A 17,285-nucleotide genomic window follows, 5' to 3' on the forward strand; every position below is an offset into this window, starting at 1 on the left:
CGGTCGGGGTTTAGTCGGTGATGTGGTATCGCTGTTTCAGCCGGCTGCGGCGTTCGAGCCGTCGCTCGCGGGTCTCGCGGGTCTCCACGTGGACGGGTGCGAACGGGTCGTTATGCCTGTCGGCCCATGGACGCCAGCCCCTGCGTTTCAGCCGGCCTTCGAGTTCCATGCGGTCCCAGAGCGCGATCTCGCCATCGGAGGGGATGTAGCTCCATCCGGCGAGCGCCGCATAGCTGTGGCTTCGATGGTCCTTGAGGATTTCGCGGGTGAGTCTCCACGCCTTGCCCAGGCTGATGTTGGCTTTGGGCTTCATATCAGACGGTGCGTCGAGCCATTCGTGGAGGCTGACGGGCTTCCATGTGGCGTGGTAGTGGCTGAGCCAGTCGAGGTCTAACGCTTCACGGTGGCTGGCGTGGAGATTGGTGAGGTAAACGATTTTGGGTCGAGTCCCGATTGTTCGGCCCAGGTGCGGATTGTCGCGGCGAGCCATGCCATGCCGTGCCTGCTCTTGCGCAACGCGTTCCAGTAGTCGGGGCGAAGCTGTTGGAAGTAGGCGAGGAACGCGCTCATGGCGAGCGCGTTCTGTTCGTCGGAGAGCACGGGCTGGCTTTTGACCAGGAGGATCACGTTGACCAGGTCGATGGGCAGGTCTGCGCTGTTGAGGTTGGGCAGGTCGAGTTTGACTCCGAGCACGTCGAGGTGCACGTCGTCGTACTGTTCCTCGTCGCTGATGTCGGCTTCGACCTTCGCATAGGTGTTGCTGTTGTTCATGGCGGTCTCCTAAAGATTGTGATGGTTGTCGGCGGTCAATGTATGAGGTTCCCCGCGTCGGGACCGCCATCCGGGACACGGGGAAGAATAAGGATCCCCACGGGCGGAAGAGAGAACCGTGAAAACCCGTGGGGAAGAATGATGTCAAGCCGTAGCCTGTTGGATGGATGCCTGTTCGACGTCGGCCTGTGCGGCCGTGCCGGCAGTGGATTCCACGACCATGCCCCACGCATTCCACTGGTAGCCGTCCGAGCCCTTGAACGCCTTGAGCGTCATGTTGAACTGGAGCAGGTCCGTGGATTTGAGGGAGATGTCGTCGCGGTCGGAGACCTTGACCTTCTCCGCGTAGACGATGACGGGGCGTTCCTTCTGGTCGAGGCCCGCGAGAACCATCGACATGGTCTTGGACGTGGACGCGTCCTTGACGTGGATGCCGCCATCCTCGTCCACAGTGGCGTTCGTGTACAGTTCGACCACGCTTTTCTTGCCTTCGAGCGCGGAGAACTGGAACGTCCAGTAGCCGGGGTCGGTCTCCGAATACACCACGTCGCCGTTATGCCCATTGATCTCGGTCTCGTCACCGGGCTCCGGGTGGATGGTGGTGCCATCCTCGCTGTTGTAGCCGATGGGCAGCTTGTTCGCCGGAGGCGTCCAATCGACGCCAGCCGGCTTGGTGAACGTCTCGCCCTCGTCGAACAGGAACAGCGCGTAGTCCTTGATGGCGCGCACGAGGTCGGCGTTGTTGCCCGAGCTGATGTAACTGTTGTCAGCCATGATATTTGCCTTTCGAAGCTTGTTTGGATGATCCGCTTCAGACGGTTTCGGTCTGGAGCAGGAGGATGAGATACGAGTAGTTGCAGCCGTTCTCGTCGGTCATGCGCACCGGCCCGGAATCATGCTCGATGCTGATGATCGGCGTCGGCGGCCACAATCCGGTCAGATACAGTTCGATGCGGCCGGCCAGATCATGCGACGCATCGAGGTCGCCGGTGCCGTCGTCCCTGCGCACCCACACGGAGCAGCGCAGGCGGACGTACTGGCTGATCGGCGTGACCTTCTGCTGCGGTTCGGCCACGATCACGCATTCGAGCTCCGGATTGCCCCTGCTGCGCAGCGTGCCGAACACCACGTCCGGGAAGCGTTCGCGCAGCGGGTTCAACAGGATACGCTCCAATCGCGGGGTCCTCGTGGGAGGCTGGAACACGCTCATGCGACCACCTTGCCGATCATCTGCGTGAGTACGCCATGCGCTCCCTCCACCGCCGCGGGTGCCGTGGCGACCACGTTGCTGCGGTCGGTGTCCTCGTTGCGGTACACCCTGATGGACGGATGCACCTGGGCCATGCCCTCCATCTGCTCCTGCACGCTGTCCATGACCGGTTTTACGACCCTGTGCAGCACCTCGGAACTGAATGCGGAGCGGTTGAGCACCACCTTGACCTTCTTCGTCATAGTCATCCCTCCCTGACGAACGCGTTGACCACGTCGCCGATATGACGCCCGTACCGCCACCATTCCAGCGGCGGCCCATCGACCATCAACGGCATGCCGCGAACCACGAGGCAATCCGTGTCCAGGATCCCGGTGGGTTCGGAACCACGGAAATACAGGGTGTAGCGTCTGGCCACACCCTGCGAATCCGCTCCCGGAGACTGCGAAGCCTCCACCGGAGCCACGAAACCCATGAGCGTAGCGACATGCTTCATCTCGCCCTGCACCGGATTCCCGTCGGCATCGACCTCCGCAGCACCCCGATACACGTCAACACGTTCCATGACGCGCTCCCGCCATATCGAAGCTGAACACCCTCTGGCCGCCCAGGCCGAGATTGCGCAGCATGTCGTCCGTGAACCGCAGATACCCGTCAGGACTCGCCCACGAATAGGTGCTGGAGAACGGGCCCGTGGTCTCGGTCGATTGGCTCACACCCGTGGGATTGCCGGACACCTGCAATTCCATGGCGGTGCGCACCATCTGGCAGCACACCGACTCCAGGCCACGCCGATGGCCGGCCCACCACATGGGGTCACGGGTCTCTGGATACGGTCGCAGACGGTTTCGGATGATCTCGCTCGCGTCCGCGAGCAGGATATCCGCCTGCTTCCGCTCATCGGGCTGCAGCTTGTGCCAGCGATCCTCCAGATCGGAATGCGTGGCGAACGGAGCGGAAACGTCCATTTCGACCTCCTTATCCGATCCGGGTGAGCGCGGGCGTTATGTCCGCGTCCACGGTCGTGCCGTTGCGCACGTTGACGCTGCACCAGTACCTGCCTGCCGGCACGTGGAACGACGCTTCCGGCGCGGCGGTCGTATGGTAGACGCCATCGACCACGATCTGCGCGTACAGGTTCCTCTGATCGCCGGAGACGGATTCGCTCAGCGTGTATTCGCCTTCCTGGAGGGTGACGTTCTCCCCGAGGCTCGACCACCACGTCGCGGTGCCCTTGGCGTGGATGACCCCGTTGCCGGCATCCGTGTATTCGACGCCTTCAACGGTTTTGGGCAGGCCCGGGATCCGCGGCCATAGGTTGGATGCCGGCGGGGTCACGCTTTTGGGGACATGAGTCCCGCGGTGACCAGAGCATCGCGCAATGCCACGTATTCGGCCTTCGTCGGCGCATCACCGGCCGGGTCGGCCACGTACGCGGCCTTCGGAACGGTCGGGATCACGCCAGCGGCGAGCTTGTCCGCGGTGATGCCGCCCGCCAGCATCGCGTTCGTCACCGAACCATCAGCCGGAGTAGCGGAGCCACCGCCGATGTCAACCGGATCGCCGTTCTCATCAACGAACTGGGTTTCGATGACCGCCTGCTTCGCGTCGTTCGTGACGCCGCTGGTCAGGTGGTGGAATTCAACTGCCTGGCTCATCACTTGCCCGCCTTCGTGGTGGGTGCGTCGCCTTCGACCACGGCGAAGCGGTCGGTGAACACGTACCAGGCGTACAGGATCTCCAGTCGGAGTGCGATCTGGTTGTTGCGGCGCAGATCACCCTGGCCGTCCGGATCACCGTAGGTGATGGTCTCCAACGGCAGGTTGCGCTGCACGCCCCAGTAGATGCCGTTCTTCCAGTCGCCCACGATGGCGCCGACGTTCGGCACCGTGTAGTTCTCGCCTTCGGCGGGAGCGGTGAACTCCGGTGCGCTGACGGTGGTGGTCACGGATGCGGGGATGCCCTTGAAGCTGTTCATGGTCACGCCGTAGCCGAGCTCCGGGTAGAGCGGACGCTTCTGCGTGTCCTTCAAAGTGGCGAGGTCGAACGCGAACTGACGGCTCATGGCGATGCCGTTCACATCCCAGCCTTCCTTGTCGTTGAGGATCAGGCCGATTGCCTGCTCGACATCGACGTCCGGGCTGGCGGTGCGTGCCACGCGTTTGGTGGTGGCGTTCAGATAGTTCGTCCAGGATTCGACCGGCTTGCCGGTCAGCGGGTTGACGCGGTAGAACACTCCGAGGTCGAGCGCTCGGGCCAGCGCCTTGGAGCCCTCATCGGCGAGCTTGTTGAGGATGCCGAGCTGGTAGTCGGAATCCGCCCACTGCACCTCCTGGTCGAAGCGCATGGTGACCTGTGTCTTGTGCGGAACTGTCTTGACCACGCCGAACGAGCCGGTCGTGGAGGACTTCTGAGCGCCCTCGTCCACGAACTCGGCACGGGGACGGTTCTCGAACGTGACGATGCTGGTCTCGCCGAAACGCATCGCCTTCTGCTGGGACAATACGCCGATGGCGCTGCCGGACTGCACCTGGTCGACGATGCCGTCCGCGATCTGGTTAGGCATCACCTTGATGCCGCCGGTACCGAAAATAGCCATGATATGGCCTCCTTGAATAATAGGGTTATGTTGATGTGATTAATTGCCGGAGAACACACTGGCCGCGAACTGCTGCAGATCGGTGGGAGCGGTATGCGGCTGCCTGGAGGGATCGGACAACCTGTATCCGCCGTCACCCGTCTTGGATTTCTCGGCCACGTATTCGTTGATGGCCTTCGCGTTCGCCTGCATCTCCTCCAACGTGGAGCCGATGACGAGATTCGCTGGAAGACCGGTCTCGGTCATCACCTGCGAGCGCCATGCGCTGGCCTGTTTCTCGGCCTTCAATTGGTCGAGCTCCTTCTGGAGCTTCATGGTGCGGGCTTCGGCCTTCTGCTGTTCGGACATCTGGCTTTCCTTGAGCTGTTGCAGCTCGTCGGCCGCCGCCTTGTTGTCCTTGGCGCGTTTCTCCCATTCACGCGAGTGGGCGCGTTCGGCCTCGAACTTCGCCTTCCAGTCGATATCGCCTGCGCCGGGCTCTCTCGTTGCGGGATCACTGGTGTTGGAGCCGCCTTCGTCGGAGCCCGCGTCGATGAGACGGAGGCGGGTCTGATGGCATGGGTTCCAGGGCTGGTTCATGTTGAACATGGGTGTTCTCCTTATGGTTTGTGGCCCGTTTCGGGCATAAAAAAACCACCCGTGCGGGTGGTTATAAACAGAAAAATGGGTTATGGGCTAGATGACTGCGCCTTCGGGAATCTCGTCCCATGGGCGTGGCTTGCCTGCGATGAGGCATTCAATGGCCATCTTCTTGGCCTCCTCATCGTTCTTGGGGTTCTTCGGATCGTTGAAATGATTAATCCCCTCGCCGAATTCACAATGGTAGCAGGCAAGAACATCCTCGGTAGTAAGGGCTGCGAATTCGGGAGATTCATACATTGCCTGCTTTGATGGGTAATCAGATAAGCAGGGGTAATATCCTGGGTCTCCTGGTTTCATGATGCCATGCTCCTTATCATGTCTTGGAACATTCTATAGCTTTTCGGGAAGTAACTCACGAACAATTTCCACGTATTCTCGTTGGCGAGGTGCCCGCCGAGCATTTCGGCGAACGCCTCCGTTTCCACGGAATGGCTCTTGAAATAGCCGACCGGATGGTACATCTTGGAGTAGTCGTGCCATTGGTTTCCCAATGCGAATTCGAGAATATCGTCTACGTCGAAGTCCGCGTTCTTACCCTGGGAGTGGATTTCATCGGCGAGCGCCTTCATGGCGATTTTGTCATCGACGTATTCCTCGAACAGTGCATCGTCAATGAAGCGGAGGATTGCATTCTCGTATTTCCTTTCGCCCATATACTTGCTGATTTCGCTATGTTTGACGAGGCCCATGTCGGCGAGCCGGTGCAGGTACCGGCCTTCTGCGTATCCGCGTTTTGCGACCTCGTCGCGAATGCTTTCGAGCTGACGCTGAATAATCGGCCATGCTTTCCTCTTCGCGGCGTCGAGCGCATCGGCTCCGTCCTGCTTGAGCAGATCTTTGAAGCTGCTGCCGTTCTTGTCCCGATAGGTTTGCGAGTAGAACTGTTTCCCATTGCCTTGGAGCCAGTCAAGCATGTGACCGGTTTCATGGAAGAGAGTCTGATAAGGGGCGTGACCGTCCGGCGCGTCGGTGAGATGATCGATATCGAGGCTTATGCCGAGCCGTTTTGGATCGAAGAACGGCGTATCGCCGTTGTGCTTGTCTACGATGCGGTAGCTGTTGACGTGGTCTGCCCAGAGTCTGGCGGTTTTGACATGTTTGGTATTGGCAAGCAGTTGGAGGATGCCGGCGATGTCTTCAGTGCTGAGGCTCTTATAAAGATCACTGTCGACACTAATGCCGAGCGGGGTGCCGTCCTTGAGGGTGCCGGCATAGATTCTTCGCATGGCGGATAACGCGTCGCCATCGTATTGACCGTTGGCACTGATTGTTTTGGCGGTCTGGTACATCTCCTGCCACTCGGCCTGTTTTTCGAGCAGGTGTGTGGTTTTGCCCCAGCTGGGTACGACGGTGCAGTGGCAGTGGCCGTCATGGAACGAGCCGCCGAGCTGCGCGGTTTCCTCGCTGAGGTAGGCGAAGCCGCGGGAGGCGAGCATGACGCAGAACGCGCATGGTTTCGCGCCGCCGCAGACTCGAGCCCAGCGGGGTTTGGTGGGGTCGGTGCGGATGTTGCGCTGCATGGTCAGACGTCCGCTGGTGTTGATCATGTCGGCGATGAACTGCTGCGCGTCATCCACGTTGTTGAATGGCGGCCATAGGTCTTCGATGGTCATGCCGGCGCGTGACTGTCCGTTTTTGACCTGCTGGTAGGTCAGGCCGTTGAAGTCGGTGTTCGAGAAGCCGCTCTGCTGCTGCCAGAGTACGCGGTCTGGGTCGATGAGCTGCGTGTGCTCGAAGTCGGGCATGTCCGCGCCGCCGTATTCGCTCCACAGACCGCGCAACTGGTCGTAGTAGTCGTTCGCCAGCTGGGAGGCCTCCCGCGAATAATCCCTGACGAGCTCCTTGACGTCGAGGTCGCCGCGGTTCAACGCGGTCTCGATGTCCTCGGTCGCGGCGTCGGTCAGATTATCGAGATTGGTCTGATAGTCCTTCTGTGCCTGTTCCAGCAGTCTGCGCAGTTCCGGCGACGCCGGAAGCCTGTTCGTCTGAGCCATCGCCGTTCACCTCCTGCCGTTGTGTTAGGGTGCGCTGTTTCAGCTGGTCGATGCTCTGCTGGGCCTTCACTCGCTGCTGGTAGGCGCGGAACGAGCGGATCTCCGCGAACGTCAATCCGGCTTTCATCAGGCCCACGTCCGAATCCGCGAACGCGCTGTTGACTCCGGCGATTTTCGCGTAGTAGTCGGCGCGCGCCGCGTCGGAGACCTCGCGGGTGGGAGCCCATACGGGCCGCATGCCGCTGATCTCCTCTGGGAGGCTCGTCAGACCGGGGTTGGCGAGTCTGACGGCCATGCCCATGGCGTCCTTCAATGCTTCGGAGAACAGGCGGTTCTGCCGGTCGGCCTCGCGGGAGAGCTTGCGTTCGGCCGCCGCCATGGCCTCGGCGCTTGCGGGGTTGTCCATGGTGATGCCCAGATCGTTGACCGGCAGGCTCGTCTCGGAGGCGACGAGCATGGCGATGGTCTTGAGCATGTCGGAATGCGGCTGCATGCTCGCTTGTGACACCTGCTTGAGTTCGGGCTTGTTGCCGTCGATATCGGAGTCGATGCTGTTGATGACGGAGACGAGAGAGCTCCACAGGTCCTTGTCGAACGCCTGCGGGCTGACTCCAAGGAACCAGAGCTTGGGGGCCGAATAGAATTCGGCGGTCGCCTCCATACGGGTCACGGTGCGGATGCCGATGTCCGTCAGCGCCATCAACGGGCCGCTGATACGGCTTCGGCCGAAAGGCCTGTCCAGCTGGGGGTCGTAGCAGAACGGAACCACCGTGGGTCGGTTCAACGGATTACGGGAACGTCTGGCGCTCCACACGCCACCGGTTCTGGAGCATTCGTACAGGCAGTGGGGCAGCCACACGTTGAACCCATCGACCTTGCCGTTCTCGTCGGTGTCGGTGATGGTCATGGCCGCGCCGATCCGATTGTGCAGACCATCCCAGATGGCGGCGCTCCAATCGGCGGAACGAGGGCTGACGGCCACCGTGCCATCCTCCGTGAGGGAGACGGTCAGGAACGCGCACGAATGCGTGTATGCGCTCACGATGGTCTGGCTGACCGCGGTGGTGAGCCTGTTCGTGTCGCAGATCTCCTGCACGCCATACATATCGGAGTCGGAAGGCAGCTGGAAGCCCTCGAACGCGCTCAGATCGGACAGGGTGCGCACGGCCTTGGCCGGCCAGCCGATCATCGGCGCCACCTGTCCGGCGATGCGCGGCGGCACGCTCAACCCGAAATCCTTGTAACGCTCGTGCGCCGTGTAGTAGAGAGTGCGCAGCACGTTGCCCGGATATTTGCTGGCCCACACGTCGCGCAGCCGGTACACCATCGGCATATCCGCGTCATCTATCCCCGCGATGCGTGGTATCTGGAAATCCATGGCGCTCAGCCAGGGCTTGCCTCCCGCAGCGATTACCACATCCTGGCTGGCCATGTTCACACCATCACTTTCTGCACCCTATCAGGGTCTCGTTTGGTTATGTAGGTTCCATAGAGGGCGAGAGTTACTGCGACCAGCGGGCTGATGTCGATGTCGCTGCCCATCTTGTTCCAGCCGAACGCGCCGGAGGAGCCGATGTTGCGAGTGTTCGCGTTCGCCACGGCCTGAGCCAATGCGGGTGCTTTGGAGTCGGGCAGGTGGGTGAGCTTGCCGTCGCGCAGCATGTCAAGGAGCCGGCCGCAGGCGCGGCCCATGTCGTTGGCGTTCGTGACGATGACCCTGACATGCCGTGACCTGAGTTCGGGCACGAGGCTCATGGCTGGGCTTTGCCCGTCGATGACCACGCTCGCGGTGCGGGGCCAATGCTTGGCGATGTAGTCCACGGCCCACATGGTGCCCTTGGACTTGGTGGCTTCGAAGCGGCGCAGTTCGACGTGCGCGGTGCCGTCACGGTGGTTAACGGCTCCTCCGATGGCGAGACTGCTGCGGTCGGGGCTCATGTCGAGCGCGTAGCCGACCAGCCCGTTCAGATTCGGGGTATCGGTGGCGGCTTTCGCCCATTGTTCGGGGTCGATGGCGCGCGAGCTCGTGGATTCGTCCCAGATGCCGAGGGCCTCGCGGCGGAAGCTGTCATCGGACAGCAGGTTGCGCATTCTGAGAATAGCGGTTTCGGACGTTCGTTTCGGATAGCTGGGATTGGCCTTCGCCCACTGCTCGCGGTCATCCGAATCCGCGTCGGGGTCCGCGGCTAGCTCCACGTACACCATGCCGTCGATTCCAGCGAGCGCGTTGCGGCGTTTCTCCTCGAACGCCTCGCACGGGTCTCCGGGCTTCGGCGGGTTTCCCAGGAACACGACGAGAGGGTTGGGGCTCACGTTGACGATGGGGATCATGTTGTCGAGGGCGCGCACGGTGAGGATCTGCGCCTCGTCGAACACCTCCACGTCCACCGAGTGCAGGCCTCGGCCGAAACCGTTCTCGCGAGCCCCGAACATGATGCGGCTTCCGTTGCGGAACACGATCTCCTGCTGGCCGTTCGCGCGCCTGATGCGTTCCACGTAACGGCCCAGCAGCTTGTTCTTGGCCAGGTCGCACATGTCAGCGAACGTCTCGTCGCTGGTGCGCGTGTGGTGCGCGGTCCAGATGACCTTCAATCCCTTGTGGAGTATCGCCATGATGAACATGGCCGTGCCCAGTGTGAACGTCTTGCCGATCTGGCGGCATGAGGAGACCACGGTGCCGCCCTCGCCGCACGCGTAACGTCCATCCTCACGCTTGCCGAGCATCAGATAGAGGAGCCCCTGCTGCCACAGGTCGTAGTGGATGCCGGCCATGCACGCGACCTTGTTCACGCGCGTGAACTCGCTGGATATGATGCCCGAGGGTTGGGTGAGGTGGCGTGCGATCTCAGACAATCGACGCTCCGACATCCGCACTCACCTCCGTCACTTCATCTTCCAGGTCGAGCAGTGAGTCGCCGCCTGCCATGTCGTGGAGCTTCTCGCACACCATGATGTAGCGCGCGCTGATGTTCGATATCGCATTCGCCGGGGTCGCCGGATTGTCCATGTATTTCTTCAGCCGGTCGCGCACGTAGCGCAGCTCATCCTCGATGCTGCCGTCCATCATCCGTTCGAACTCGCGGCTGCTGAGAGGCTGGGACTCCGATGGTTCGGTCGGTGCCGACGGCTTGCCGGCGTCACGCTTTCCACCGCCGGCCGCATTGGCCTTGCGGCGTTTCCGGTACGCCTTAGCGCGGCAAGCGCCGGAGCAGTATTTGCTAGGGCTGCCGCGGTGTGACGGCTCGAACTCCCTGCCGCACTCCTCGCACCTCATCGCAGCCTCCTTATGCCGTCACGCTTCCATGCGTCACGCTTTCCTAAACTCCGGGGAGATATCGGCCCTGCGCCCGAGGGGGCCGTGAGCGGGGTGGGTGGAGAGCCTCCCCGTGGGTCACCAGTCGCCGCTCGTGGTCAATGGCATCGATGTGGGTTTGATGTCGGTGGCGTGACCGTGTTCGATGTGTTGTCTTGCCCACTCGACGCTGTGGTTCGAGCGGATACGATTGCACCAGCGGTGTGCGAGGTAGCAGTTGCTGAAACTGTATGGGCTGCCGCCTTTTGACACGGGTATGATCTCATCGACTTCAGGTGATCCGGGCAGTCCGGCCGGCAATGACTTATCCACGGGCCTGCCGCACAGGTGGCAGGTGTCATAGGCCGCAAGCACGCGGGCCTGTATCTGCCTGCGCCGGTGGCCGTTGGTTTTGCGTGGGTTGCTACGGTGCTGGTTCATGGGTGCACCGCCTTCCCGGGATATGAGTAAGCCCCACACGGTGGTGGGGCTTTGAAAGATAGGGTGGCTTGGGCGGGATTCGAATCCGCGATGGAGTGGCGGTGTTGCCTCCATATGACGTCATCTCGACGTCATCCTTTCGTCCTCTCAGGCACGCAAGCCAAGGGCCTCGGGGTGGACTCGAACCACCGACCGATAGGAACGTATCGTATTGCTCTAGCCAGCTGAGCTACCGAAGCCGTGTAGTGGATATGCGAAAGCGCCCGCATCATGTCATCGGCCGGCGTGGAGCCGAACCTCGGTGATGTAGGCGCTTCGTCATCCCCGTACCGTAGGTATGGAAATGACCACTGTACACAGTATGTGCGTGACAGTTGCGGTTTGTCAAGTACCGTCGATGGTTTTATGCGGCTTGGATGCTGATTCGTCCGCCGAGCGCGTTGATGACCTTGAGGATGGTCTGGAAGCTTGGGTTGCCGTCCTTGCTGAGGCTCTTGTAGAGGCTTTCGCGCCCCACGCCGGCCTCCTTGGCGATTTGGCCCATGCCGCGGGCCTTGGCCACGTCGCCTATGGCCGCCTGCATGAGTCTGGGGTCTCCGGTCTCCGCCGCGGCGTCGAGGTAGTCGATGATGTCCTGTTCGGTAGAGAGGTATTCGCTGGCGTCCCAGTCCTTGACGTTTACCATTGGTGCTCCTCCTTGAGTTTTCTGAGCAGATCGTGGGCGTGGTCGATGTCGGATTGCTGGCCTCGTTTGGTTCCTCCCGCGAGCAGGAGCATGATGATGTCCGCCTTCTGCGCGAAGTAGACGCGGTATCCGGGGCCGAAGTGGTAGCGGAGTTCGGCGACGCCTTCACCGACCGTGTTGATGTCGCCTACCGGCTTGCCGGCGAGCGCGCATTGTCTGATGCGCGCGATGATCCGGTTTCGGTCCTTGCCGTTCTTCAGGGCCTTGAGCCAGTCGTCGAATTCGTCGGTGGTTTTGACTTCCATGCCCCTTATTGTATCTTATGGAATACAATAAGGCAAGCCGGCGAACGCCGGTGCCGGCTCGTGCGCTATCGGAATCTATCGCGTCCTATCGCGTCCTATCGCTTTTTCGCCGATTGATGACGCCGGCGTGCACGGTCGTATCCGTCGAACCGGGTGTGCGCCTGCCATACGTCCCAGATCAGGTAGACGGGCGCGTTGCCGTCATGTTCGACGGGTTGAATGATGCCGCGTTTGGCCCATTGCCGTATGGTCGCCGCCTTGATGTCGATTCCCCATGGTTCGAGCAGCCGATGCAATTGGGTGGGAGTGCCTTTGACCCCGCTCAGTCTCAGGCGCAGCATGTCGAGCTCGTGGATGGTTTTAATTTTGTGCGCGGCATGGCAGTGTGGGCATTCGATGTAGCCTCCGGCCAATTCCTGCTCGTCGGCGCGGAGCTCGTGCGAGCAGGCCGGGCACCAGCCGACCATGCGCGTATCCTCCGGAGGATCCAACAGGTAATCCAAACGTTCCGCCAGCGTGTGCGCGTAGATGGAAAGCTCCTGTCTGGTCCATTCGTCACCGACGAGCTGGCCGATTCGTGGAAGGTTCAGGATGCCACCCTGCAATAGCGCGGGTGTGTTCATGCCGTGGTGTGCGTGCAGTCCCATGAATCGGACGAGCTTGCGGGCGAACACGTCGATGTCCTGCTCAAGCTGCCATGCGCCCATGTTCAACGGTGTAGGCGCGACGCTTTTGACTCCATGGGAGCCTCCCATGCGAACGCCTATCATGGCCTGCCTGTTCGCTATCAGATCCAATACGGGCCAGCCGTCTTTCAGCGAGCGCAGGTCCTGTTCGAATCGGTTGATGTTGATGCTGGTTTTATCCAAGGTTCCTCCGCTCCGCAGGCTATGATGGCTATTGGTTCCTGTTAAGCCCTTTGCTCTCCGGAGTGGAGGGTTTTCTTTTGTTCAGTCGAAGAACGCGGGTGGTTCGATGAATTCGGGCCCGAAGTTCTTCTTCACGGGTTTCCTTGGCTGTGGTGGGTTGCTGATGATGGCTTTCACCTCGGCTTCGGGTATGCCGAGCAGCCTGACGATCTCGCTGTCCGGAATGTTGCGTTCATGCCAATGACGGACACGTTCCTTCTTGATCTCGCTCGTCATTGCAGTGCCTTTCCGGTTTGAGGGTCGAGCATCGTGCAGCTCGCAGTATCCACACGGTCGCCGGTACGCCATTCGACGCACAGGTAATGCACGTCACCTTGGCTCACGGTTTCGCTCATGATGGTCTGCTGCGGTTGCGTATCCCAGGTGAGGCTCCATAGCGGGAGGCCGATGATGAGCAGCAGCACGAGCGCCACCCCCGTGCAGACTATGAGTCCCCACAGTCCAGCGAAATTCTCCATGGTCCAATCCTTGAATGGTTTCCTCATGATTCCCCCAATAGGCTGATGTCGGTTTCCAGGCCGTGATGCTCGTACATCCTGTCGGCGAGCGCCTGAATGTCCTCGGTGTCGGTTTCGATGCCGTTGGCCGGGATGATCGCCAGGCTGCACACGTCGAGGGCGTCGGCGAGCGCGTCGAACAGGTCCTGTCTCTCGTAGATCTTGGCCTCGTGGTCGCTCATGATTTTTGTTCCTTTGAATCCTTCACGCAGGAGTACACGTGATTCTGCAGGTATTCGAGAACGTGGTCGCGGAGATAGTAAATGTTTCTGCCTATCTTGACGTATTTCGGGCCGATGCCCTTGACGCGCCAGTCATTCAAGGTATTGATTGAAATATTCAATTTCTGCGAAATGACCTCCGGACTGTTTAACGGGTCAAGCAGTTCGGCGATGGGAGCGAAAGCCGGATCCATTACGAATCGTTTTTTCCTTTCAGGGGTGTTCTGGGACCGTGCTGGTTCGTGGGTCTCTTGGGGGAGCTGCCAGTACCATGCGCCTTGGAATTCATGATTAACACTGGTTAGACGTAATTCCTTCTTGGCTCTCTTCAGCTGGTCCTTGCTGATGCCATGTTCGGCAGCGGCCTTGGCGATTTCGGAGAACGGAGCCGTTCCGTGTGCTTCGCGCATGTATGTTTCAAGCCAGCAGACCACATCTTTCCTGTTCATGATTTTTGTTCCTTTCTCGCTTTGCGTTCCTTCCGGCGCTTCCGCGTCCAGTAGTCAGGATCCTTGGCTTTGCGTTCCAAGTATTTGCGGTGGTTGGCGATGGATTCCCGGTCGGCGGCGGTCAATGGCGCGTGGCCGGCTCGGGCCTGTGCGATGAACTCGTCAAGGCTGTTCATTCGGTTTCCTCCGTTTCGGCGGGTTCGAGGTCGTTGATGGCGGTCACGATGTCCTCGGTGAGACGTCTCGATGCCTGCCATGCGGTTTCGTAGCCGAGGATGAACGCCTCGGGTCTGCTCAACGTGTTGAGGTCCGCGTCCAGTTCGGTGAGCGCGCGTATGGAGCGTTCTCGCGGTGTGGGGAACACGGTGCTCATCGTTTCTCCTCCTTCTCCCGGTCTTCTCGCGCCAGCTGGAGCATGATCTCCACGAGCTGCGGGTCGGGTGGTTTCGGCTGATAGCCTCCGATGGGCTGGCCGTGCCGTTTGCGGTCGCTGCTGGTGATGCGCGTGGAATGCGTGTCATTGGGTTTGCGGGCCATTGGTTTTCTCCTTCGCGAACGATTCGAACAGTTGAGGGTCGTACCGGTAGAGCGCCTGGCGGAAGCCAGGCTCCGGCAGAACAGCGTGTACAGGCGGCTCCATGCCTCGGTCTCGCTCATGCTGATGCTCCTCGATGCGATGCGATGATTTTTCGTTTGGTTTCCGGATCCGTGTACAGGGGCTGGGTGACGCCCTGGTTGCGGGCCTCCTGCATGACCTCGTTCAACGCGTTGCGATGCCCTTGGCCGCGATGCTCCCAGTACGTGTGGTGCAATCGCCATTGCAGGTCCGGGTCGCCGTCGAGGCAGGGGTTCGCGATGAGGAAGTCGGTGAACAGGCCCTCCCGGCACTGCCAGTCCTCCGAAGCGCTCATGTCGTGGCCTTCTCGCGTTCACGCCGTTCGCGGCGTTTCTGGCCGCGACGGTACAGCCGGTACCAGGCGTCCGGATAGCGTGCCCTGGCCATGGCCTGCTGCTGTTCGCCGAGTTCGAGGGCCGCGTCCTGCGCCTCGACGTCATCGACGTGCGTGCATAGCCAGTCCACGTCACGCAGTCGTTTCGCCCGTTCCGCTTCGGGGTCGGGCTGGCCTGGCTTGGGTTTGGCGGGGAGCCGGTCATCGAGCCAGCATTCGCCGTTCAGCCAGTTCGCGGGCGTTTTCGTGTAGCCGGGCTCGCGGTTCGGGTCGGCGGCATACAGCGACGCTTTGGCGATGAGGAGCGTGTTGTTGGTTTTCCTGCGGGCCTTCCGCCATGCGCGGTAGGCGTCGCGTTTGCCCTCGTGGCGTGGATACGTGGCCCAGAACTGTTCGAATTCGAGCGGGTAATCCTCGTCCGGAGTCTCGCCCGGCCCCCGTGAGGGGGTTTGGGGGAGAGATTTTTCGTTAGAAAAATCTTCTTGGTTTTGGTTTTGGTTTTGGTTTAAACCAAGGAACTTCGGCGTGACTCCCGGTGTGACATCATCGTGAGTCACGTCATTGTCACGCGTGACATTCGGTGTGACATCATCGTGAGTCACGTCATTGTCACGCGTGACATTCGGTGTGACATCATCGTGAGTCACGTCATTGTCACGCGTGACATTCGGTGTGACATCATCGTGAGTCACGTTTTCCTTCGCACGCTGCCGGCGCTTGCGGTCACGCGCATTGTCACGCGCGCTCTCCACCTCGTCACGGCTGTTCTGATGCTCGAGGTAGTCATGGATGGCGTAACGGCCGTTCTCGAGCTCGTCCAGCAATCCGAACTCCACGAGGTCCAGCAGGTCGGCCTTCTCGGCGCCGAGACGCCTGAGGGCGCGCATGGTGAGCACGCCGTCGTTGAGCTCGTCCGAGCAGTAGCTGATGGCGAGCGTCCAGATGGCGAACGCGTGCGGGTTCGCGTCGATCAGATCGTTGACCTTGTCGTTGAGCCATAATCCGTTCGACAGTTTCGCGTATCCTTGCCGGGCCATCAGCGGCCTCCTATCCATGCTATGGGTATCGTGAGCAGAATCAATATGAGAGCGGGTGTCATTCGGGGCCCAGGGGGAGCCCGTGGTTAAGGATCCGCGCGAACAGTTCGAGCGGCATCCATACGAGCGTCGGGTTCTGCGGCACGGGTTTCGAGCTGGCCCGCACCAGCTCCTTGAACCGGTCGTCGGCCTTGCAGCCGGCGAGGAGCCGTTCGCAGGCGTTCACGTCCATGACGGCCATCTGGCGTGCCATGCCCTTGAGGCTTTTGACGCCGACGCCCTTGCGATGCTGCACGAGCACCCCATAGGTGGTGTCCATGTTCGCCATCTCCACCTTCAGTTCACGCCAATGCTTCCTGTATTGGGGTTGCTTCGTGTCCTTGCATTCCACGCACACCGGCATGCCGTCGAACATGACTCCGGTCAGGTCGCCCTGATCGTGGTTGCCCTTCAACGGCATGCGGTCGATGCGCGTGTCCTGCAACGCCCATGCGAGGTAGCGCACGGTCCACGTCTCCAACGCGGTGCCTTTCGCCTTGGCCGGGTTAGCCATTGTCCGCCTCCCCGGCGTCGTGGCCCGATTCGATCTGGAGGGTTTCGAAGCTCGGCTGTTCGGTGGGGAACATGGATTCGAGCGTTGCCATCGTCTCCTTGATGCTGAACTCCGAACTGCATGCGAGGCTGTCACTGTTCGCGTATTCGAAGCGTTGCCCGCACACGCGGCACCACAGGGGGTGCGGCCTCGCCTTCAGCAGGAGGCGGGTCTCGCGCAGGTCAACGGTGCCCTCCTCGGCCCATACGGGCTTATGACAGCGGGGGCACAGCGACCACGGCGGACGCTTCACCACGGGTTTCACCGGTGCGAACAGCTTCTTCATGGCCTTCTCGGTGGCTCCGAACACCTGCGGCCACGAGTCCATGATCTGCTGGTAGCGTTCCTCCGGACGGTCCTCGAAATCATCGCGGAACCGGGTGAACTCCTCGATGCCGTGGAAGATGTGGTCGCTGGCGAGCCACAGGAGCGTGACGGCCACATAGTCCGGGTAGTAGCGGTCCGCGTGCACCTTGACCCTTACCGTGGTGTCGTAGAAGAGGCCGGCCTCCGCGTCCAACGCGGAATAGGCCACCTCCATCGAACGGGCGAGCGTGACGATACTGGTTTCAGCGTTCAATGTTGTATTCCTCCAAGGTTTCCTCTTCGCATTCCGGGCATGGGATGGGCCTCAACGGGTAGAGGCCGCACCCGTGTATCGGGCAGATATC

General features: G+C 61.0%; 31 protein-coding genes and 2 tRNA genes. All 33 read right to left on the reverse strand.

Translation table 11 applies throughout. The annotated features are described in order from the left end of the window. Positions 1–10 precede the first annotated feature (10 nt). The 33 genes from BISA_RS12860 to BISA_RS07410 all read right to left on the reverse strand — a co-directional run bounded on the left by BISA_RS12860 (position 11) and on the right by BISA_RS07410 (position 17,194). Positions 11–313 (reverse strand): hypothetical protein, encoded by a 303-nt coding sequence (locus BISA_RS12860; protein WP_152597262.1) that lies wholly within the window; start codon positions 311–313, stop codon positions 11–13. Between the two features lie 77 nt (positions 314–390). Then, positions 391–771, reverse strand: a complete 381-nt coding sequence (locus tag BISA_RS07265; RefSeq protein WP_033891064.1) for a hypothetical protein — start codon at positions 769–771, stop codon at positions 391–393. 144 nt (positions 772–915) lie between these two features. Beyond that, positions 916–1,545: a phage tail tube protein gene (locus BISA_RS07270; RefSeq protein WP_033891065.1), complete on the reverse strand. Its 630-nt coding sequence runs from the start codon at positions 1,543–1,545 to the stop codon at positions 916–918. Between the two features lie 37 nt (positions 1,546–1,582). Then, complete coding sequence (locus BISA_RS07275) at positions 1,583–1,981, reverse strand: hypothetical protein (protein WP_033891066.1); 399 nt, start codon at positions 1,979–1,981, stop codon at positions 1,583–1,585. Further along, positions 1,978–2,223: a hypothetical protein gene (locus BISA_RS07280; protein WP_033891067.1), complete on the reverse strand. Its 246-nt coding sequence runs from the start codon at positions 2,221–2,223 to the stop codon at positions 1,978–1,980. The genes BISA_RS07275 and BISA_RS07280 overlap by 4 nt, the downstream gene beginning before the upstream one ends. A 2-nt stretch (positions 2,224–2,225) precedes the next feature. Beyond that, positions 2,226–2,546, reverse strand: coding sequence for a hypothetical protein (locus tag BISA_RS07285; RefSeq protein ID WP_033891069.1), 321 nt, complete (start codon positions 2,544–2,546; stop codon positions 2,226–2,228). Further along, positions 2,533–2,949: a Gp19/Gp15/Gp42 family protein gene (locus BISA_RS07290; protein WP_033891070.1), complete on the reverse strand. Its 417-nt coding sequence runs from the start codon at positions 2,947–2,949 to the stop codon at positions 2,533–2,535. The genes BISA_RS07285 and BISA_RS07290 overlap by 14 nt, the downstream gene beginning before the upstream one ends. A gap of 10 nt (positions 2,950–2,959) precedes the next feature. Continuing rightward, complete coding sequence (locus BISA_RS07295) at positions 2,960–3,319, reverse strand: hypothetical protein (protein WP_033891071.1); 360 nt, start codon at positions 3,317–3,319, stop codon at positions 2,960–2,962. After that, positions 3,316–3,639, reverse strand: coding sequence for a hypothetical protein (locus BISA_RS13240; protein WP_033891072.1), 324 nt, complete (start codon positions 3,637–3,639; stop codon positions 3,316–3,318). Before BISA_RS13240 ends, BISA_RS07295 begins: the two co-directional genes overlap by 4 nt. Then, complete coding sequence (locus tag BISA_RS07305) at positions 3,639–4,580, reverse strand: phage major capsid protein (RefSeq protein WP_033891073.1); 942 nt, start codon at positions 4,578–4,580, stop codon at positions 3,639–3,641. Before BISA_RS07305 ends, BISA_RS13240 begins: the two co-directional genes overlap by 1 nt. Positions 4,581–4,619: 39 nt before the next feature. Further along, a complete protein-coding gene (locus BISA_RS07310; protein WP_033891075.1) occupies positions 4,620–5,168 on the reverse strand; it encodes a capsid assembly scaffolding protein Gp46 family protein in 549 nt (182 codons plus the stop codon). An 87-nt stretch (positions 5,169–5,255) separates the two neighbouring features. After that, positions 5,256–5,459, reverse strand: a complete 204-nt coding sequence (locus BISA_RS07315) for a hypothetical protein (protein WP_033891076.1) — start codon at positions 5,457–5,459, stop codon at positions 5,256–5,258. A gap of 56 nt (positions 5,460–5,515) precedes the next feature. Then, a complete protein-coding gene (locus tag BISA_RS12280; protein WP_051917401.1) occupies positions 5,516–7,216 on the reverse strand; it encodes a VG15 protein in 1,701 nt (566 codons plus the stop codon). Continuing rightward, positions 7,128–8,594, reverse strand: a complete 1,467-nt coding sequence (locus BISA_RS07325; RefSeq protein WP_237746114.1) for a phage portal protein — start codon at positions 8,592–8,594, stop codon at positions 7,128–7,130. Before BISA_RS07325 ends, BISA_RS12280 begins: the two co-directional genes overlap by 89 nt. A 56-nt stretch (positions 8,595–8,650) precedes the next feature. Then, positions 8,651–10,084: a terminase gene (locus tag BISA_RS07330; RefSeq protein WP_033891078.1), complete on the reverse strand. Its 1,434-nt coding sequence runs from the start codon at positions 10,082–10,084 to the stop codon at positions 8,651–8,653. Next, the gene (locus BISA_RS07335; RefSeq protein WP_033891080.1) at positions 10,062–10,490 is read right to left on the reverse strand and encodes a hypothetical protein; all 429 of its coding nucleotides are present in this window, start codon (positions 10,488–10,490) and stop codon (positions 10,062–10,064) included. The genes BISA_RS07330 and BISA_RS07335 overlap by 23 nt, the downstream gene beginning before the upstream one ends. Before the next feature lie 117 nt (positions 10,491–10,607). After that, positions 10,608–10,949, reverse strand: coding sequence for an HNH endonuclease (locus tag BISA_RS12580; protein WP_033891081.1), 342 nt, complete (start codon positions 10,947–10,949; stop codon positions 10,608–10,610). Positions 10,950–11,013: 64 nt separating this feature from the next. Beyond that, positions 11,014–11,111: transfer RNA gene (locus tag BISA_RS12865), tRNA-Leu, on the reverse strand. A 3-nt stretch (positions 11,112–11,114) separates the two neighbouring features. Continuing rightward, a tRNA-Arg gene (locus tag BISA_RS07345) sits at positions 11,115–11,188 on the reverse strand. A 164-nt stretch (positions 11,189–11,352) separates the two neighbouring features. Continuing rightward, positions 11,353–11,634, reverse strand: a complete 282-nt coding sequence (locus BISA_RS07350; protein WP_033891082.1) for an addiction module antidote protein — start codon at positions 11,632–11,634, stop codon at positions 11,353–11,355. Then, positions 11,628–11,939 carry a type II toxin-antitoxin system RelE/ParE family toxin gene (locus tag BISA_RS07355; protein WP_033891083.1) on the reverse strand — a complete coding sequence of 104 codons (312 nt, stop codon included), beginning with the start codon at positions 11,937–11,939 and terminating at the stop codon, positions 11,628–11,630. The genes BISA_RS07350 and BISA_RS07355 overlap by 7 nt, the downstream gene beginning before the upstream one ends. A gap of 95 nt (positions 11,940–12,034) precedes the next feature. Next, positions 12,035–12,808 (reverse strand): hypothetical protein, encoded by a 774-nt coding sequence (locus BISA_RS07360; RefSeq protein WP_033891084.1) that lies wholly within the window; start codon positions 12,806–12,808, stop codon positions 12,035–12,037. A gap of 81 nt (positions 12,809–12,889) precedes the next feature. Beyond that, positions 12,890–13,084, reverse strand: a complete 195-nt coding sequence (locus BISA_RS07365; RefSeq protein WP_033891085.1) for a hypothetical protein — start codon at positions 13,082–13,084, stop codon at positions 12,890–12,892. Then, complete coding sequence (locus BISA_RS07370) at positions 13,081–13,326, reverse strand: hypothetical protein (protein ID WP_051917402.1); 246 nt, start codon at positions 13,324–13,326, stop codon at positions 13,081–13,083. The genes BISA_RS07365 and BISA_RS07370 overlap by 4 nt, the downstream gene beginning before the upstream one ends. A 23-nt stretch (positions 13,327–13,349) precedes the next feature. Continuing rightward, positions 13,350–13,547 carry a hypothetical protein gene (locus BISA_RS07375; RefSeq protein WP_033891087.1) on the reverse strand — a complete coding sequence of 66 codons (198 nt, stop codon included), beginning with the start codon at positions 13,545–13,547 and terminating at the stop codon, positions 13,350–13,352. Continuing rightward, entirely contained in the window at positions 13,544–14,035 is a 492-nt protein-coding gene (locus tag BISA_RS13265; RefSeq protein ID WP_033891088.1) for a helix-turn-helix transcriptional regulator, read from the reverse strand. Before BISA_RS13265 ends, BISA_RS07375 begins: the two co-directional genes overlap by 4 nt. Then, positions 14,032–14,211 (reverse strand): hypothetical protein, encoded by a 180-nt coding sequence (locus tag BISA_RS07385; RefSeq protein WP_033891089.1) that lies wholly within the window; start codon positions 14,209–14,211, stop codon positions 14,032–14,034. The genes BISA_RS13265 and BISA_RS07385 overlap by 4 nt, the downstream gene beginning before the upstream one ends. Next, on the reverse strand, positions 14,208–14,408 hold the full coding sequence (locus BISA_RS07390; RefSeq protein ID WP_033891091.1) for a hypothetical protein: 201 nt from the start codon (positions 14,406–14,408) through the stop codon (positions 14,208–14,210). Before BISA_RS07390 ends, BISA_RS07385 begins: the two co-directional genes overlap by 4 nt. Beyond that, positions 14,405–14,692: a hypothetical protein gene (locus tag BISA_RS12875; protein ID WP_156099591.1), complete on the reverse strand. Its 288-nt coding sequence runs from the start codon at positions 14,690–14,692 to the stop codon at positions 14,405–14,407. Before BISA_RS12875 ends, BISA_RS07390 begins: the two co-directional genes overlap by 4 nt. Continuing rightward, a complete protein-coding gene (locus BISA_RS07395) occupies positions 14,689–14,946 on the reverse strand; it encodes a hypothetical protein (protein ID WP_033891092.1) in 258 nt (85 codons plus the stop codon). The genes BISA_RS12875 and BISA_RS07395 overlap by 4 nt, the downstream gene beginning before the upstream one ends. Next, on the reverse strand, positions 14,943–16,022 hold the full coding sequence (locus tag BISA_RS07400) for a hypothetical protein (protein ID WP_033891094.1): 1,080 nt from the start codon (positions 16,020–16,022) through the stop codon (positions 14,943–14,945). The genes BISA_RS07395 and BISA_RS07400 overlap by 4 nt, the downstream gene beginning before the upstream one ends. 58 nt (positions 16,023–16,080) lie before the next feature. Further along, positions 16,081–16,575, reverse strand: coding sequence for a hypothetical protein (locus BISA_RS07405; protein ID WP_033891095.1), 495 nt, complete (start codon positions 16,573–16,575; stop codon positions 16,081–16,083). Continuing rightward, a complete protein-coding gene (locus BISA_RS07410; RefSeq protein ID WP_033891096.1) occupies positions 16,568–17,194 on the reverse strand; it encodes a hypothetical protein in 627 nt (208 codons plus the stop codon). The genes BISA_RS07405 and BISA_RS07410 overlap by 8 nt, the downstream gene beginning before the upstream one ends. Positions 17,195–17,285: the final 91 nt, after the last annotated feature.

It is taken from the genome of Bifidobacterium saguini DSM 23967 (assembly GCF_000741715.1).
GTDB lineage: Bacteria > Actinomycetota > Actinomycetes > Actinomycetales > Bifidobacteriaceae > Bifidobacterium > Bifidobacterium saguini.

What these genes read in the sequence shown, in the direction of transcription:
- BISA_RS07350 (WP_033891082.1), bottom strand. Translation starts at nt 11,634, where the DNA reads ATGGTAAACGTCAAGGACTGGGACGCCAGCGAATACCTCTCTACCGAA.
- BISA_RS07285 (WP_033891069.1), bottom strand. Translation starts at nt 2,546, where the DNA reads ATGGAACGTGTTGACGTGTATCGGGGTGCTGCGGAGGTCGATGCCGAC.
- BISA_RS07310 (WP_033891075.1), bottom strand. Translation starts at nt 5,168, where the DNA reads ATGTTCAACATGAACCAGCCCTGGAACCCATGCCATCAGACCCGCCTC.
- BISA_RS07305 (WP_033891073.1), bottom strand. Translation starts at nt 4,580, where the DNA reads ATGGCTATTTTCGGTACCGGCGGCATCAAGGTGATGCCTAACCAGATC.
- BISA_RS12860 (WP_152597262.1), bottom strand. Translation starts at nt 313, where the DNA reads ATGAAGCCCAAAGCCAACATCAGCCTGGGCAAGGCGTGGAGACTCACC.
- BISA_RS13240 (WP_033891072.1), bottom strand. Translation starts at nt 3,639, where the DNA reads ATGAGCCAGGCAGTTGAATTCCACCACCTGACCAGCGGCGTCACGAAC.
- BISA_RS07355 (WP_033891083.1), bottom strand. Translation starts at nt 11,939, where the DNA reads ATGGAAGTCAAAACCACCGACGAATTCGACGACTGGCTCAAGGCCCTG.
- BISA_RS07330 (WP_033891078.1), bottom strand. Translation starts at nt 10,084, where the DNA reads ATGTCGGAGCGTCGATTGTCTGAGATCGCACGCCACCTCACCCAACCC.
- BISA_RS07325 (WP_237746114.1), bottom strand. Translation starts at nt 8,594, where the DNA reads ATGGATTTCCAGATACCACGCATCGCGGGGATAGATGACGCGGATATG.
- BISA_RS07365 (WP_033891085.1), bottom strand. Translation starts at nt 13,084, where the DNA reads ATGACGAGCGAGATCAAGAAGGAACGTGTCCGTCATTGGCATGAACGC.
- BISA_RS13265 (WP_033891088.1), bottom strand. Translation starts at nt 14,035, where the DNA reads ATGAACAGGAAAGATGTGGTCTGCTGGCTTGAAACATACATGCGCGAA.
- BISA_RS07385 (WP_033891089.1), bottom strand. Translation starts at nt 14,211, where the DNA reads ATGAACAGCCTTGACGAGTTCATCGCACAGGCCCGAGCCGGCCACGCG.
- BISA_RS07275 (WP_033891066.1), bottom strand. Translation starts at nt 1,981, where the DNA reads ATGAGCGTGTTCCAGCCTCCCACGAGGACCCCGCGATTGGAGCGTATC.
- BISA_RS07290 (WP_033891070.1), bottom strand. Translation starts at nt 2,949, where the DNA reads ATGGACGTTTCCGCTCCGTTCGCCACGCATTCCGATCTGGAGGATCGC.
- BISA_RS07400 (WP_033891094.1), bottom strand. Translation starts at nt 16,022, where the DNA reads ATGGCCCGGCAAGGATACGCGAAACTGTCGAACGGATTATGGCTCAAC.
- BISA_RS07270 (WP_033891065.1), bottom strand. Translation starts at nt 1,545, where the DNA reads ATGGCTGACAACAGTTACATCAGCTCGGGCAACAACGCCGACCTCGTG.
- BISA_RS12875 (WP_156099591.1), bottom strand. Translation starts at nt 14,692, where the DNA reads ATGAGCGAGACCGAGGCATGGAGCCGCCTGTACACGCTGTTCTGCCGG.
- BISA_RS07405 (WP_033891095.1), bottom strand. Translation starts at nt 16,575, where the DNA reads ATGGCTAACCCGGCCAAGGCGAAAGGCACCGCGTTGGAGACGTGGACC.
- BISA_RS07370 (WP_051917402.1), bottom strand. Translation starts at nt 13,326, where the DNA reads ATGGAGAATTTCGCTGGACTGTGGGGACTCATAGTCTGCACGGGGGTG.
- BISA_RS07265 (WP_033891064.1), bottom strand. Translation starts at nt 771, where the DNA reads ATGAACAACAGCAACACCTATGCGAAGGTCGAAGCCGACATCAGCGAC.
- BISA_RS12580 (WP_033891081.1), bottom strand. Translation starts at nt 10,949, where the DNA reads ATGAACCAGCACCGTAGCAACCCACGCAAAACCAACGGCCACCGGCGC.
- BISA_RS07280 (WP_033891067.1), bottom strand. Translation starts at nt 2,223, where the DNA reads ATGACGAAGAAGGTCAAGGTGGTGCTCAACCGCTCCGCATTCAGTTCC.
- BISA_RS07315 (WP_033891076.1), bottom strand. Translation starts at nt 5,459, where the DNA reads ATGTATGAATCTCCCGAATTCGCAGCCCTTACTACCGAGGATGTTCTT.
- BISA_RS07335 (WP_033891080.1), bottom strand. Translation starts at nt 10,490, where the DNA reads ATGAGGTGCGAGGAGTGCGGCAGGGAGTTCGAGCCGTCACACCGCGGC.
- BISA_RS12280 (WP_051917401.1), bottom strand. Translation starts at nt 7,216, where the DNA reads ATGGCTCAGACGAACAGGCTTCCGGCGTCGCCGGAACTGCGCAGACTG.
- BISA_RS07375 (WP_033891087.1), bottom strand. Translation starts at nt 13,547, where the DNA reads ATGAGCGACCACGAGGCCAAGATCTACGAGAGACAGGACCTGTTCGAC.
- BISA_RS07390 (WP_033891091.1), bottom strand. Translation starts at nt 14,408, where the DNA reads ATGAGCACCGTGTTCCCCACACCGCGAGAACGCTCCATACGCGCGCTC.
- BISA_RS07395 (WP_033891092.1), bottom strand. Translation starts at nt 14,946, where the DNA reads ATGAGCGCTTCGGAGGACTGGCAGTGCCGGGAGGGCCTGTTCACCGAC.